The following is a 13,705-nucleotide window of genomic DNA, read 5'->3' as shown; positions in this document are numbered from 1 at the left end:
GGCCGTGGTTCATTCGTTGCATTCGTTGGGTCATTCAGTCATTCATTCGATGAAGAGCGAAGCGAACACCCGCCGCCGCCAGAATTTGCGCAGGTCGCCGCGCGTGACCGCGAGCGTGACCGAGCCGGTGTCGCCGCACAAGGTGAGGCCGAGTTCGTCGAGCTGACCCGATTGCAGCGCGGCGAGCGCCGGTTCGAACCAGTCCGTCTGCAAGGCGGCGAAGGCGTCGTTCCAGCGCGCCCAGTCCTGCTCGATGTACGGCGCGGAGAACGGATCGAGTTCGACCAGCGTGGTGCCCGTGCTGGTCTTCGGGTTGTCGTTGGCGTCGCCCGGAAGCGACGGCAGCGCATTGAAGGAGGCCGGTGGCGAGGCGACCGGCACGCCGGCGGTGATTGCGAGGCCACGCGTTGCCGCCGCGTCGGAGAACACCCGTGCAAACGGACTGTGCACCGGTTGCGCCGCGCCCTGCGCGTGAAACCAGATCGAGTTGACGGCCGGCAGGCCGCGCGCTTCGCGCGCTTCATTGACCGGATGCTCGAACCACGCCATCTGTACTTCATTCTGCAGTTTCATCCAGGCGCGCGAACGCTCGCCGGAATGCGCCTCGTGCGGCAGCCAGATTTCGATGTTGCGCCCGCTCGCGCGCAATGGCGACGCGCCGGCCAGCGTGCCGAACCCTTCACCCGACAGATACCAGCGCACCGGGCGCGGCGCTTCGATGCGCACGCCGAGCTCCTCGATCAGCGGCCGCGCCACGGCGAGCAGCGCGCTGGCTTCTTCGTCGGACAGGTCGAGGGAGGCCGGATCGATCAGCACCAGATGGTCGTGCGCGATGCGCACATGCACTGGCTGCACGCAGGCCCATGTCGCGGTGCCGGGTTCGCCGCCGTCGGCGCGCAGCATGTACGGCGCGAGCGGCGCTTCGTCGGCGGCCGCGGCGCCGCCCGGTAGCGCGCCGAACTGGCGTGCCACCCAGCGCTCGTGCGGCAGCGTGCGCTGAAAGTCTTCGCCGATGACGCGCTCCACCAGCGTCGCGCGCGCGATCAGCCGGTCGAGGGCGGGACTGCGGATGTCGTGAAGGGCGGTGGCGGCGTCCGCCGCGGCGGGCAGCGCGAAGGGCAGGAGAAGATGGAGGCGGTTGGCGAGCATGATGCTGCGCATTGTAGGGCAAAGAGTGCGAGTATTCCGTCCATCAGCTCCCGCTCGATGAACCGCGGCGGCGGGCCACGCGTTCGCCGCCTTCTGAAGCCCGGAGCAATAGCCGCGCGCGGCGGCACCGCGCATGGGACGATGGAGACCGTCATGTCGCGTGAACTCAAAACCGAGCAGGAACTGCTGGCACTGGTCGTCAAGGCGCTCGATGCGAACCCGGCCACGGCCGGCTGGATTCCGACCGGCTTCCACGAGACCGTGGAGGACGAGAGCGGCTGCAACTGGGACATTACCCATCTGCACCGCGACCGAAAGGATGCCGACGTCCGCGACGCCGCCAGCAGCGCCGCGGCGGGCATCATCAACGAGTTGCGCGAGCGGTACAACCTGCGGTAGATAAAGCTGGGCCGGGTTTCGCGCCGGGCACCCGGCGCGGCGTCGGCGTCCGCGTGGCTGCCGCCTTTCCTAGTCAGCGTCGCCACCGCCTTTCCATCCCAGCGCAGCAGGAGTCGGCTTGGTTGCCGCCTTTCCACTCCGGCGCAGCAGTAGTCGGCTTGGCCGCCGCCTTTCCACTCCGGCACCGCAGCCGGCCTGACCGGACTCGGCCGCCCTTCCTGTCCGGGGCGCGCCGCCCCGCCTTTACGCGAGCGGGCGGCATTGTATGGCAAACTTCGCGCTTGATCGGCGGTGCCGGCGATCGTGGCAACGGCGGGAGCCGTCTGCCGGACCGCCGCGGACCGGTATGGCGCGCGCATTGCTACGACGTGGCGCGCCGCACCGGAACCATCCGCTGCGCAACGACACCAATGATCACGACGCTCGGGCCGCACGGCAGGCGCTTCACGCCTTCGTGCGCGGCACAAGGCCGAAGACACGCAGAAAAGGATTCGCTTGAAATTTCCCTACGAATGGCAGATTGGCTGGCGCTACACCCGCGCCGGCAAACGCACGACCGGTAACGGCTTCATTTCCTTCATTGCGCTCGTGTCGATGTCGGGCATCGCGCTCGGCGTCGCGGCGCTGATCGTCGTGTTGTCCGTGATGAACGGTTTTCAGAAAGAGGTGCGTGACCGGATGCTGTCGGTGCTCGCGCACGTGGAGATCTTCTCGCCCACCGGATCGATGCCCAACTGGCAACTGACCGCCCAGGAAGCCCGCCAGAACAAGGAAGTGATCGGCGCGGCGCCGTATGTGGAAGCGCAGGCGCTGCTCACGCGCCAGGACGCGGTGAGCGGAGTGGCGCTGCGCGGCGTCGAGCCTTCGCTCGAGCCGCAGGTGTCCGATATCGGCAAGGAGATGAAAGGCGGCAGTCTGAACGCACTGGTGCCGGGCGATTTCGGCATCGTGCTCGGCGCCGATCTCGCCACCAATCTCGGCGTGACCGTCAACGACAAGATCACGCTGGTCGCGCCGGAAGGCACGATCACGCCGGCCGGCATGCTGCCCCGGCTGAAGCAGTTCACCGTGGTGGGCATCTTCGAGTCGGGGCATTACGAATATGACAGCACGCTCGCGCTGATCAACATCAAGGACGCGCAGGCGCTGTTCAGACTGCCCGCGCCCACCGGCGTGCGGCTGCGCCTGACCGACATGCAGCGCGCGCCGGAGGTCGCGCATCAGCTCGCGCGCAGCCTGTCGGGCGATTTATACATTCGCGACTGGACCCAGCAGAACAAGACCTGGTTCTCGGCGGTGCAGATCGAAAAGCGCATGATGTTCATCATCCTCACGCTGATCATCGCCGTGGCGGCGTTCAATCTGGTGTCGTCGCTCGTCATGACGGTGACCAACAAGCAGGCCGATATCGCGATTCTGCGCACGCTCGGCGCGCAGCCCGGTTCGATCATGAAGATCTTCGTGGTGCAGGGCGTGACGATCGGCTTTATCGGCACGGCCACCGGCGTCGCGCTCGGCTGCCTGATCGCGTGGAGCATTCCGTGGCTCGTGCCGATGATCGAGCATCTGCTCGGCGTGCAGTTCCTGCCGCCGTCGGTGTATTTCATCAGCGAACTGCCGTCCGAGCTGATTCCGGCCGACGTCGCGCGGATCGGCATCATCGCGTTCCTGATGTCGGCGCTGGCCACCCTGTACCCGAGCTGGCGTGGTGCGAAAGTCCGTCCCGCGGAGGCACTGCGCTATGAATGACCGTTCCGCCAACCTATCCATGCCTTCCGCCGACACCGTGCCGCATCCCTATGTGCTGGAAGCGACCGGCATTTCCAAGTCGTTCGTGCAGGGCGGTCTGAATGTGACGGTGCTCAACAACGCGCAACTGAGCGTGCGGCGCGGCGAGAAGCTGGCGATCGTCGGCGCGTCGGGCTCCGGCAAGAGCACGCTGCTACACGTGCTCGGCGGCCTCGACGATCCGAGCGCCGGACAGGTCTCGGTAATGGGCAAGCCCTTCACCAGACTCTCCGAGCGCGAACGCAACGACCTGCGCAATCGCGCGCTGGGTTTCGTCTATCAGTTCCACCACCTGCTGCCGGAGTTTTCCGCGCTCGATAACGTCGCGATGCCGCTGCGGATTCGCCGCATGTCGACCGAAGCCGCGCGCCGCGAAGCGCTCGCGGTGCTGGAGCGCGTCGGCATGGGGCACCGCGCGAAGCATCGTCCGGGCGAGCTGTCGGGCGGCGAGCGCCAGCGTGTCGCGATTGCGCGCGCGTTGGTGACGAAGCCCGCCTGCGTGCTGGCCGACGAACCGACCGGCAATCTCGACGGCGGCACGGCGGACACCGTGTTCAACCTGATGCTCGAACTGTCGCAAACGCTCGAAACGAGCTTCGTGATCGTCACGCACGATCCGGAACTGGCGGGGCGTTGCGACCGCATCATGCGGCTGCGCGACGGCGTGCTGCACGAAGAGCCGCCGGTGCCGGTCTGATTGCCGGACACCCTGCGCTGATGCTGCGCCGCTAGCGAGGCACGTCATGTGGATCGATACGCACTGCCATCTCGATGCTTCGGAATTCGACGCCGACCGCGCGCAAGTCGCGGCGGCGGCGCACCGCGCGGGTGTGGGGCGGATCGTGATTCCGGCGATCGGCCGCGAGAACTTCGCAACGGTGCGCGAACTGGCGCACCGGGTCGACGGCGGCGCGTATGCGCTCGGCATCCATCCGCTGTTCACGCCGGCGGCGCAGGAGAGCGATCTGGCGGTGTTGCGCATGGAAATCGAGGCGAATCTCGACGATCCGCGGTTCGTCGGCATCGGCGAAATCGGGCTCGATTATTTCGTCGACGGTCTCGACGACGCGCGCCAGCAATTCTTCTACAACGCTCAGCTGGAATTCGCGCGCGAATTCGATCTGCCGGTGATCTGCCATGTGCGCAAATCGCAGGACCAGGTGATCAAGGGACTGCGGCGCCACCAGATTCATCGTGGTATCGCGCATGCATTCAACGGCAGTTTCCAGCAGGCTCAGGCGTATATCGACCAGGGCATGCATCTCGGATTCGGCGGCAATCTGACGTTCGAGCGGGCGCGGCAGATCCGCCGTCTTGCCGAACAGTTGCCGTTCGACGCGCTGGTCGTCGAGACCGATGCGCCGGACATCGCGCCTGCATGGATTTACAGGCAGCGCAATTCGCCGGAGCAGATTCCGGCGATCGGCGCGGGCCTCGCGGAACTGCGCGGCATGGCCGCCGAAGAAGCCGCCCTAGGCACAACGGCTAACGCGCTCGCCGCGCTGCCGCGGCTCGCACTTTCCTCTGCATAATCGAACCCGGAAGGTCTGAGTGGTTCGCGCCGGGCGACATTCACGCTTGGCGGGCTCGCTGACGCCTGTGCTCAAGCGCTGCTGCGCCCGGCATTTGCTGGCGGAGGGCGGATGCGGGCATGGTGGTGCGGATTTGCGTTGGGGGTGGTCTGGCTGCAGCGGCAAGCGGTGTTGCCGGATTGGGTCGGGCTGTGCGGGCTGGTGTTTGCTGCGTGCGTTGCGGTTGTCGTAGCGGTTTGGGGGTTGGGCGACGGCGGGAGTGCGTGCGCTGTTGAGCGGCATGCGGCGGTTGGTGGGAATACGGCTACGGCTACGGGCGCGGCTGCGGCTGCAACTAGAGCTGGAACTGGAACTGGAACTGGAACTGGAACTGGAACTGGAACTGAAACTGCGGCGACAGTTGCGCCCACGGCAAAGGCCACCCCTACGCCGACACATCGCGCGCACGCGCTCGCGGCTCTCACTTCGCTAATACGCCGTGTCCGCTTCGGCCCGCGCATGCGCTCATTCGTCGGCTGGAGCGCGGTGTGGTGTGCGGCGTCGTGCACGGGCTTCGGCTACGCAGCCCTGCGCGCGGACATGCGCCTCGCGGTGAGCTTACCCACCGCATGGGAAGGCCGCGATATCGAGGTTGTCGGCAGTATCAAAGGCCTGCCGTCACGCGATGAAAACGGCGCACGCTTTCTATTCGGCGTCGACCCGGCCGACGCGCCAATGGCCGCTTTCCCGCGCGTGATCCAACTGGCGTGGATCGCCGAAGATGCGCCGCCGCCGATCCTCGAACCCGGCGCACGCTGGCGGTTGACCGTGCGGCTGAAACGTCCGCATGGCAATGCGAATTTCGGCGTGCGCGATGCCGAGGCGAATCTGCTCGCGCGCAATGTGCGGGCCACCGGCTATGTGAGTGCGCCGGCTCACGCCGTGCGATTGCGCGGCGATGCGCGCGGTGTCGGCGTGACCGTGGACCGCTGGCGCGCCGCGCTGCGCGCACGCATCGACGCGGTGCTCGGCGATGCGCCGCACCGCGGAATCGTCGTGGCACTGGCGATCGGCGCGCAGGACGAAGTGAGCGCAGCGGACTGGCTGCTGATGCGCGGCACGGGTACGAGTCATCTGGTGGCGATTTCCGGGCTGCACCTTGGTTTCGTCGCGGGTCTTGCGGGCTGGCTCGCGGGCGCGTTATGGCGGCGCTCCGGCTGGATTGGCCGCGACTGGCCGTTGCGGCTGCCCGCGCAGGTCGTCGCGATCACGGGCGGCGCGCTGTTCGCCGCGCTGCACGCTGCATTGGCCGGTTTCAACGTGCCGGCGCAGCGCGCGCTGTGGATGGCGGGCGTCGTCGCGCTCGCGTTTGTCAGCGGGCGCAGCGTGGCACGCTCGGCGGTGCTCGCGTGGGCCTTGGGACTGGTGCTGCTGATCGATCCGTGGGCGGTCGTCTCGGCGGGATTCTGGTTGTCGTTCTGCGCGGTGGCGGCAATTCTGTTCGCCATGTCCGGGCGGCCGCGCGTGCAGGATCATGAACAGCACCACGATCAGGCGAACGAGGGCGGCGAGCCATCGTCCCCGTTGCCCAGACTGCGTGCCGGGTTGCTGCGTCACGTGCGCGGCGTGGGCGAACGGCTGCGCAGCGCGGCACACGTGCAGTTCGCCGTCACGGTCGCGCTCGCGCCGCTAACCGTCTACTGGTTCGCGCAGATTCCGCTGATCGGCCCGCTCGCGAATGCCTTCGCGATTCCGTGGGTCAGCCTGCTGGTCACGCCGGCGATACTCGCCGGCGTCGCGTTGCCCGCGCCGCTCGACGTCCACGCATGGCATGTCGCTCACGCTTTGCTGGAGTGGCTGGCCGCGGGCTTGCTGTGGTTCTCGGGGCCTCCCTGGCTGCTCTGGCGCCTGCCGCAGCCGGATGCGTGGACGCTGGCCGCGGCGGCGTTGGGTGTGCTCTGGTGTCTCGCGCCGCGCGGCTGGCCGCTGCGCTGGGCCGCGCCGCTCACATGGTTGCCGCTCCTGATGCCGGCGCCGTCCGGGCCGCCGCAGGGCGGTTTCCGGCTAACCGCGCTGGATGTCGGTCAAGGTACGTCCGTGCTGGTCGAAACGGCGCATCACACGTTGCTGTTCGATACGGGGCCGGGCCCGGAATCGACTCACGCGGGCGAGCGGGTGGTCGTGCCATTCCTGCAGGCACACGGCGTGAACGCGCTCGATACGCTGATCGTCAGTCACGCCGATTCCGATCATTCGGGCGGCGCGCCCGCCGTTCTGGACGCGATCGAGGTGCGTCAGATGGTGGCGGCGCTGGCGCCGTCGAATGCATTGTGGCTGAACGCGCGGCGGCACGGCGCCGCCACGCTGCCGTGCGCGGCGGGGCAGCGCTGGCAGTGGGACGGTGTCGAGTTCGCGATGCTCTGGCCCGACGCCGGTCCGCTGCAAGGCAAGCCGAACATGCATTGCTGCGTGTTGCGGGTGAGCACGCTGCCGCCCGCGACGAGCCGGCCGGCCGCGCGCGTTCAAACGGAGCCGCCGCGCATGGCCGCCTTGCTGACGGCGGATATCGAGGCACCTGTCGAACGCACTCTGCTCGCGCGCGATCGCGGCGCGTTGCGCGCACAGGTGCTGGTCGTGCCGCATCACGGCAGCAAGACTTCGTCGACCGAGCCGTTCCTCGATTCTATCGACCCGCTCATCGCGCTATTTCAGGTAGGCTATCGCAACCGTTTTCATCATCCGGATGCGAGGGTGTTCGAGCGCTACAAGGCGCGGCAGATCGAGCTTGGGCGCAGCGACACGGACGGCGCGGTGCGAGTCGAAGTGAACCCGGAAGCCGGCGCGAAGAGCGCCGCCACAGAGAACATCGCGCTGACGCTCGATCGTTATCGCGACACACAGCACCGTTACTGGATGGACCGCTAACAGGTGCGCCGGTAGGTGCGCTGGTGAAATGCCGGCCGCATGGATAGACGAAGCGCAGCAGGGCCGCACAGAAAGCGTGCCGCTGGCTGAAGCGCCTGTACGCAAGCGCGCATCAAAGCCCCGCACGCAAAAACAGAACGGAGATAGCCGCAGTTGAAAAACATCATCCACTTCTCGCACGCGAACGGTTTTCCCGCATCGACCTACCGGACGATCTTCGCCGAACTCGCCGACGACTACGAATTGCGCTCCATCGAGCGGATCGGTCACGACGCGCGCTTTCCGGTGACGCAGGACTGGCCGCATCTGGTCGAGCAGTTGCTCGACGATATCGGCAGAACTTACGAACAGCCGGTATGGCTGGTGGGGCATTCGCTCGGCGGTTATCTGTCGCTGATGGCCGCGCTGAAGAAGCCGCAGTGGGTGAGAGGGGTGGTGATGCTCGATTCGCCGGTGATCGCCGGCTGGCGCAGCAGCATGCTGCGCGTGTCGCAATGGACCGGCCTCGACGAGCGTCTGTCGCCCGCGGCCGCCACCCGTACGCGCCGCACCCAGTGGGCGAGCCGCGACGAAGCGTGGCGGCACTTCCATTCGAAGCCGGCGTTCGCGCGCTGGGATGAGCGCATGCTGTCCGACTACATCGACTTCGGCATTCCGCAAACATCGCCGGACGGCTCGCGGTCGCTCGCTTTCGACCGCCGTACCGAATATCAGATCTACAAGACCTTGCCGCACACGCTCGGCTCGCGGCTCGCGCGGGGCGCGCCGGTGCCGGTGGGCTTCATCGCCGGCACGCGTTCGAAGGAAATCCGCCGGGCCGGACTGGAAGCGACGCGCCGCGCGACCGGCGGCCATGTGGAATGGATCGAGGGCAGTCATCTTTACCCGATGGAAAGACCCGTCGAAACCGCGCGCGCGGTGCAAAGCATGTTGCATGAACTGGAGCGGCGCGCCTGATGCCGCGTCAGGCGGCGCATGCAGGTAACGCACCCACAAGACGGCGACGGTCGCACGGTCACGCGGCGTGAATGTCAGGTGGCTGCCGTTGCGTCGACCTGCCAACGTGGCGCCGGGCGCAGCGCGGTGCCGCGGCATGTGCGTGGCAAAAACAGTGCATGATCGACGCGCGACGATGGCCGCCGCGGCGCCATGCATCTGCAGACGCAGCTCGGATTTTGCTGGGGTTGAGACCCTGCTTTACGGTATAATCCGTTTTTCCCGCGAGCATCCAGCGATGACCAAATATGTTTTCGTCACCGGCGGCGTAGTATCTTCCCTCGGCAAGGGTATTGCCGCCGCTTCCCTCGCCGCGATCCTCGAATCGCGCGGTCTTAAAGTCACCCTCCTCAAGCTCGATCCCTACATCAATGTCGACCCCGGCACGATGAGCCCGTTTCAACACGGCGAAGTGTTCGTGACGGAAGACGGAGCGGAGACCGACCTCGACCTCGGCCACTATGAGCGCTTCATCAGCACGAAGATGCGCAAGGCCAATAACTTCACCACGGGCCAGATTTACGAATCGGTGATCCGCAAGGAACGCCGCGGCGATTATCTCGGCAAGACGGTGCAGGTCATTCCGCACATCACGAACGAAATCCAGGCGTTCATCGAACGCGGCGCGGCTTCCGCAACGTGCGGTGAGCCGGACGTCGCCATCGTCGAAGTGGGCGGCACCGTGGGCGACATCGAATCGCTGCCGTTCCTCGAAGCCGCGCGTCAGATGAGCCTGCGCATGGGCCGCAACAGCGCGTGCTTCGTGCACCTCACGCTGGTGCCGTGGGTTGCCACGGCCGGCGAACTGAAGACCAAGCCCACGCAGCACAGCGTGCAGAAGCTGCGCGAAATCGGTATCTCGCCGCACGTGCTGCTGTGCCGCGCCGACCGCCGCATTCCGGACGACGAGCGCGCGAAGATCTCCATGTTCTCGAACGTGCCGGAAGACGCGGTGATCTCGGTGTGGGACGCGGACAGCATCTACAAGATTCCGCAGATGCTGCACGATCAGGGTTTGGACGCGATCATCTGCGAAGAACTCAAGCTCGAGCCGAAGGCCGCCGATCTGTCCATGTGGTCCGATCTGGTCGAGAAGCTGGAGCATCCGAGGCATGAAGTCACGATCGGCATGGTCGGCAAATACGTCGATCTGACCGAGTCGTACAAGTCGCTGATCGAAGCGCTGCGCCATGCGTCGATGCATACGTCGACCAAGGTCAACATCGAATACATCGACTCCGAAGAAATCGAGACGCACGGCGTCGAAAGCCTCAAGCATCTGGACGCGGTGCTCGTGCCGGGCGGCTTTGGCCGGCGCGGCACCGAAGGCAAGATCGCCGCGATCCGTTATGCCCGTGAAGCGAAGGTGCCGTATCTCGGCATCTGCCTCGGCATGCAACTGGCGGTGATCGAATTTGCCCGCGACGTGGTGGGTCTGAAAGACGCGAACAGCACGGAGTTCGATCAGGAAACGCCGAACCGCGTGGTCGCGCTGATCACCGAATGGTACGACCGCGAAGGCCGCGTCGAGAAGCGCACGGAAGAGTCGGATCTCGGCGGCACGATGCGCCTCGGTTCGCAACGTTGCCCGATCAAGCCCGGCACGATGGCCGAAGAGATCTATGGCAAGGACGTGAACGAACGCCATCGCCACCGTTATGAAGTCAATAACCGCTTCGTGCCCCAGCTCGAAGCCGGCGGCCTTATCATCAGCGCCCGTACCCCGAGTGAAGATCTGCCGGAAATGATGGAACTGCCGCGCAGCATGCACCCGTGGTTCGTCGGCGTGCAGTTCCATCCGGAATTCACGTCCACGCCGCGTGACGGTCATCCGCTGTTCAAGTCGTTCGTCGAAGCGGCGCTCGCGCACCAGCAGTCGCGCACGGCGGCCGAAGTCGGGGAGAAAGCATGAAACTGGGCGATTTCGAAATCGGGCTCGACAGGCCGTTTTTCCTGATCGCGGGCACCTGTGTCGTCGAATCCGAACAGATGACGATCGACACAGCTGGCCGGCTAAAGGAAATCTGCGCGAAGCTGAATATTCCGTTCATCTACAAGTCGTCGTACGACAAGGCCAACCGCAGCAGCGGCAAGTCGTTCCGCGGTCTGGGCATGGACGAAGGTTTGCGCATCCTGTCGGAAGTGAAGCGCCAACTCGGTCTGCCGGTGCTGACCGACGTTCATGCCGAGCACGAGATCGAGCAGGTCGCCTCGGTGGTCGACGTGCTGCAAACGCCGGCTTTCCTGTGCCGTCAAACGGACTTCATCCACGCTTGCGCACGTTCGGGCAAACCGGTCAACATCAAGAAAGGCCAGTTTCTCGCACCGCACGACATGAAGAACGTGATCGACAAGGCGCGTGACGCGGCGCGTGAAGCGGGTCTGTCGGAAGACCGGTTCATGGCGTGCGAGCGCGGTGTGTCGTTCGGCTATAACAACCTCGTGTCGGACATGCGCTCGCTCGCGATCATGCGCGAAACCAACGCGCCGGTCGTGTTCGACGCCACTCACTCGGTGCAGTTGCCGGGCGGGCAGGGCACGAGCTCGGGCGGCCAGCGCGAATTCGTGCCGGTGCTGGCGCGTGCCGCGGTGGCGGTGGGCGTGGCCGGTCTCTTCATGGAAACGCACCCGAATCCGGCGCAGGCCAAATCGGACGGTCCGAACGCCGTGCCGCTGCATCGCATGGCCGATCTGCTCGAGACGCTGGTCACGCTCGATCGGGCCGTCAAGCGCGCGCCGTTCCTCGAAAGCGATTTCAACTGACTCAGGCATTCACCGCGTGTCACGATTGGACTGCACAATCGGCCACGGTCGGCGCGCGGCGAATGCACGCAATGGTCGTCGAACCTATCGGCGCGCAAGCAGTTTGCCGGGGAGACCGGTGTTCTGCATGCGACCGGAGTAACCGCTAAAGCGCTGACTCCGGATCGCCAGCGCCTGGTACAGTGTCACAGTAAAGAATTCAACGTCATTTCTTGAGGAAACCATGAGTGCTATCGTAGATATCATCGGTCGAGAGATTCTCGATTCGCGAGGCAACCCCACCGTCGAATGCGACGTGCTGCTCGAATCGGGCACGATGGGCCGCGCCGCGGTGCCGTCGGGTGCGTCGACGGGTTCGCGCGAAGCGATCGAACTGCGCGACGGCGAAGCCGGCCGCTACGGCGGCAAGGGCGTGCTGAAGGCTGTCGAGCACATCAACACCGAAATCTCCGAAGCGATCATGGGCCTCGACGCTTCCGAGCAGGCGTTCCTCGACAAGACGCTGCTGGAACTCGACGGCACGGACAACAAGTCGCGCCTCGGCGCGAACGCGATGCTGGCTGTTTCGATGGCCGTCGCGAAAGCCGCCGCTGAAGAAGCCGGCCTGCCGCTGTACCGCTACTTCGGCGGCTCGGGCGCGATGCAACTGCCGGTGCCGATGATGAACATCGTCAACGGCGGCGCGCACGCCAACAACAGCCTGGACATCCAGGAATTCATGATCGTGCCGGTCAGCCAGCCGACCTTCCGCGAAGCGCTGCGCTGCGGCGCCGAAGTGTTCCACGCGCTGAAGAAGATCCTGTCGGATCGCGGCATGAGCACGGCAGTGGGCGACGAAGGCGGCTTCGCGCCGAACTTCGGCAGCAACGACGAATGCCTGTCGACCATCCTGCAAGCCATCGAGAAAGCAGGCTACCGCGCCGGGGAAGACGTGCTGCTCGCGCTCGACTGCGCAGCGAGCGAGTTCTACCACGACGGCAAGTACCAGCTGGCCGGCGAAGGCCTGCAACTGTCGTCAACGGAATTCACGGACTACCTGGCGAATCTGGCCGACAAGTTCCCGATCGTGTCGATCGAAGACGGCATGCACGAAAGCGACTGGGCCGGCTGGAAGACGCTGACCGACAAGCTCGGCAAGAAGGTCCAGCTGGTGGGCGACGACCTGTTCGTCACCAACACGCGCATCCTGAAGGAAGGTATCGAGAAGGGCATCGCCAACTCGATCCTCATCAAGATCAACCAGATCGGTACGCTGACGGAAACCTTCGCGGCCATCGAAATGGCCAAGCGCGCCGGTTACACGGCGGTGATTTCGCACCGTTCGGGCGAAACCGAAGATTCGACGATTGCGGATATCGCGGTCGGCCTGAACGCCGGTCAGATCAAGACGGGTTCGCTGTCGCGCTCGGACCGCATCTCGAAGTACAACCAGTTGCTGCGCATCGAAGAAGATCTGGGTGATATCGCCAGCTATCCGGGCAAGTCGGCGTTCTACAATCTGCGCTAATGGCTGTCTTGCTGGCGCTGACCGATGAGCCGGTTATCCTTCGTTTCTGATTGACCCCGCCGCCCTGCGTATAGCGCAGGGCGGCGTGTATTTATTGTGCTTACTTCATGCGGCTTGTCACTGCTGTCCTGATCGTTCTACTGGCGCTGATCCAGTACCCGCTCTGGTGGGGACATGGCGGCTGGTTGCGCGTGCACGAGTTGCAGCAGCAACTGGCGCAACAACTGCAAAAGAATGCCGACTCGAAGCTGCGCAACGAGCGCATTCAGGGCGAAGTGCAGGACTTGCAGAACGGCACGGCCGCTGTCGAAGAGCGGGCGCGCTACGAAATGGGCATGGTGAAGGACGGCGAAGTGTTCGTGCAGTTCGTGTCGCCGAATGCGCCGTTGCCGGCGGCGAACACGCCATCGGCAACCACGTCCACGCGTGGCGAGATGTCGGCGGCGCCGCTGCATATGGTGCCGAATCCGGAGTCACGCGCGAAGCCGGATCACAAGCACGGTGGGAAAGCTGCTCACGAAAGAAAGCCTGCGCACTGAGCTTCGCCGCGGCACAACGGTTCGATACGAAGGACGCAAAAAAGGCACGGTGAAAAAATAGACCGTGCCTTTTTTCTTTGGAGCCGCCGTTGGGCCGGAATTCTCGCGGTATGCGCGAGCTTGCTGCC

Annotated in this window: 11 protein-coding genes; 10 read left to right on the top strand and 1 reads right to left on the bottom strand. The window is 65.3% G+C overall.

Going from position 1 to position 13,705, the window contains the following annotated elements; genetic code table 11:
- Nucleotides 1-42: 42 nt before the first annotated feature.
- The gene (locus tag BXE_RS14170) at nt 43-1,161 is read right to left on the bottom strand and encodes a hypothetical protein (RefSeq protein WP_011488969.1); all 1,119 of its coding nucleotides are present in this window, start codon (nt 1,159-1,161) and stop codon (nt 43-45) included.
- A gap of 141 nt (nt 1,162-1,302) precedes the next feature.
- Here BXE_RS14170 and BXE_RS14165 point away from each other — a divergent pair, with 141 nt between their 5' ends.
- The 10 genes from BXE_RS14165 to ftsB all read left to right on the top strand — a co-directional run bounded on the left by BXE_RS14165 (nt 1,303) and on the right by ftsB (nt 13,577).
- Nucleotides 1,303-1,548 carry a hypothetical protein gene (locus tag BXE_RS14165; protein WP_038457693.1) on the top strand — a complete coding sequence of 82 codons (246 nt, stop codon included), beginning with the start codon at nt 1,303-1,305 and terminating at the stop codon, nt 1,546-1,548.
- Nucleotides 1,549-2,043: 495 nt separating this feature from the next.
- Complete coding sequence (locus BXE_RS14160) at nt 2,044-3,297, top strand: lipoprotein-releasing ABC transporter permease subunit (protein ID WP_011488968.1); 1,254 nt, start codon at nt 2,044-2,046, stop codon at nt 3,295-3,297.
- Nucleotides 3,290-4,033, top strand: coding sequence for a lipoprotein-releasing ABC transporter ATP-binding protein LolD (gene lolD / locus BXE_RS14155; RefSeq protein WP_011488967.1), 744 nt, complete (start codon nt 3,290-3,292; stop codon nt 4,031-4,033). The genes BXE_RS14160 and lolD overlap by 8 nt, the downstream gene beginning before the upstream one ends.
- Before the next feature lie 46 nt (nt 4,034-4,079).
- Nucleotides 4,080-4,868, top strand: a complete 789-nt coding sequence (locus BXE_RS14150; RefSeq protein WP_011488966.1) for a TatD family hydrolase — start codon at nt 4,080-4,082, stop codon at nt 4,866-4,868.
- Nucleotides 4,869-4,979: 111 nt separating this feature from the next.
- Nucleotides 4,980-7,772: a DNA internalization-related competence protein ComEC/Rec2 gene (locus BXE_RS14145; RefSeq protein ID WP_038457696.1), complete on the top strand. Its 2,793-nt coding sequence runs from the start codon at nt 4,980-4,982 to the stop codon at nt 7,770-7,772.
- 153 nt (nt 7,773-7,925) lie between these two features.
- A complete protein-coding gene (locus BXE_RS14140) occupies nt 7,926-8,729 on the top strand; it encodes an alpha/beta fold hydrolase (protein WP_011488964.1) in 804 nt (267 codons plus the stop codon).
- A gap of 277 nt (nt 8,730-9,006) precedes the next feature.
- Nucleotides 9,007-10,680: a CTP synthase gene (locus BXE_RS14135; RefSeq protein WP_011488963.1), complete on the top strand. Its 1,674-nt coding sequence runs from the start codon at nt 9,007-9,009 to the stop codon at nt 10,678-10,680.
- A complete protein-coding gene (kdsA, locus tag BXE_RS14130) occupies nt 10,677-11,531 on the top strand; it encodes a 3-deoxy-8-phosphooctulonate synthase (protein WP_011488962.1) in 855 nt (284 codons plus the stop codon). Before BXE_RS14135 ends, kdsA begins: the two co-directional genes overlap by 4 nt.
- A 223-nt stretch (nt 11,532-11,754) precedes the next feature.
- The gene (gene eno / locus BXE_RS14125) at nt 11,755-13,038 is read left to right on the top strand and encodes a phosphopyruvate hydratase (protein ID WP_007181327.1); all 1,284 of its coding nucleotides are present in this window, start codon (nt 11,755-11,757) and stop codon (nt 13,036-13,038) included.
- A gap of 107 nt (nt 13,039-13,145) precedes the next feature.
- Nucleotides 13,146-13,577, top strand: coding sequence for a cell division protein FtsB (gene ftsB, locus BXE_RS14120; protein ID WP_011488961.1), 432 nt, complete (start codon nt 13,146-13,148; stop codon nt 13,575-13,577).
- Nucleotides 13,578-13,705: the final 128 nt, after the last annotated feature.

It is taken from the genome of Paraburkholderia xenovorans LB400, assembly GCF_000013645.1.
GTDB lineage: Bacteria > Pseudomonadota > Gammaproteobacteria > Burkholderiales > Burkholderiaceae > Paraburkholderia > Paraburkholderia xenovorans.
Note: the sequence above shows the minus strand (reverse complement) of the source record. Positions and strands in the feature narration are given on the sequence as shown.

Bases quoted from the DNA above. Each gene is read 5' to 3' on its own strand.
- BXE_RS14170 (WP_011488969.1), bottom strand. From the start codon at position 1,161: ATGCGCAGCATCATGCTCGCCAACCGCCTCCATCTTCTCCTGCCCTTC.
- BXE_RS14165 (WP_038457693.1), top strand. From the start codon at position 1,303: ATGTCGCGTGAACTCAAAACCGAGCAGGAACTGCTGGCACTGGTCGTC.
- lolD (WP_011488967.1), top strand. From the start codon at position 3,290: ATGAATGACCGTTCCGCCAACCTATCCATGCCTTCCGCCGACACCGTG.
- BXE_RS14150 (WP_011488966.1), top strand. From the start codon at position 4,080: ATGTGGATCGATACGCACTGCCATCTCGATGCTTCGGAATTCGACGCC.
- BXE_RS14145 (WP_038457696.1), top strand. From the start codon at position 4,980: ATGCGGGCATGGTGGTGCGGATTTGCGTTGGGGGTGGTCTGGCTGCAG.
- BXE_RS14135 (WP_011488963.1), top strand. From the start codon at position 9,007: ATGACCAAATATGTTTTCGTCACCGGCGGCGTAGTATCTTCCCTCGGC.
- kdsA (WP_011488962.1), top strand. From the start codon at position 10,677: ATGAAACTGGGCGATTTCGAAATCGGGCTCGACAGGCCGTTTTTCCTG.
- eno (WP_007181327.1), top strand. From the start codon at position 11,755: ATGAGTGCTATCGTAGATATCATCGGTCGAGAGATTCTCGATTCGCGA.
- ftsB (WP_011488961.1), top strand. From the start codon at position 13,146: ATGCGGCTTGTCACTGCTGTCCTGATCGTTCTACTGGCGCTGATCCAG.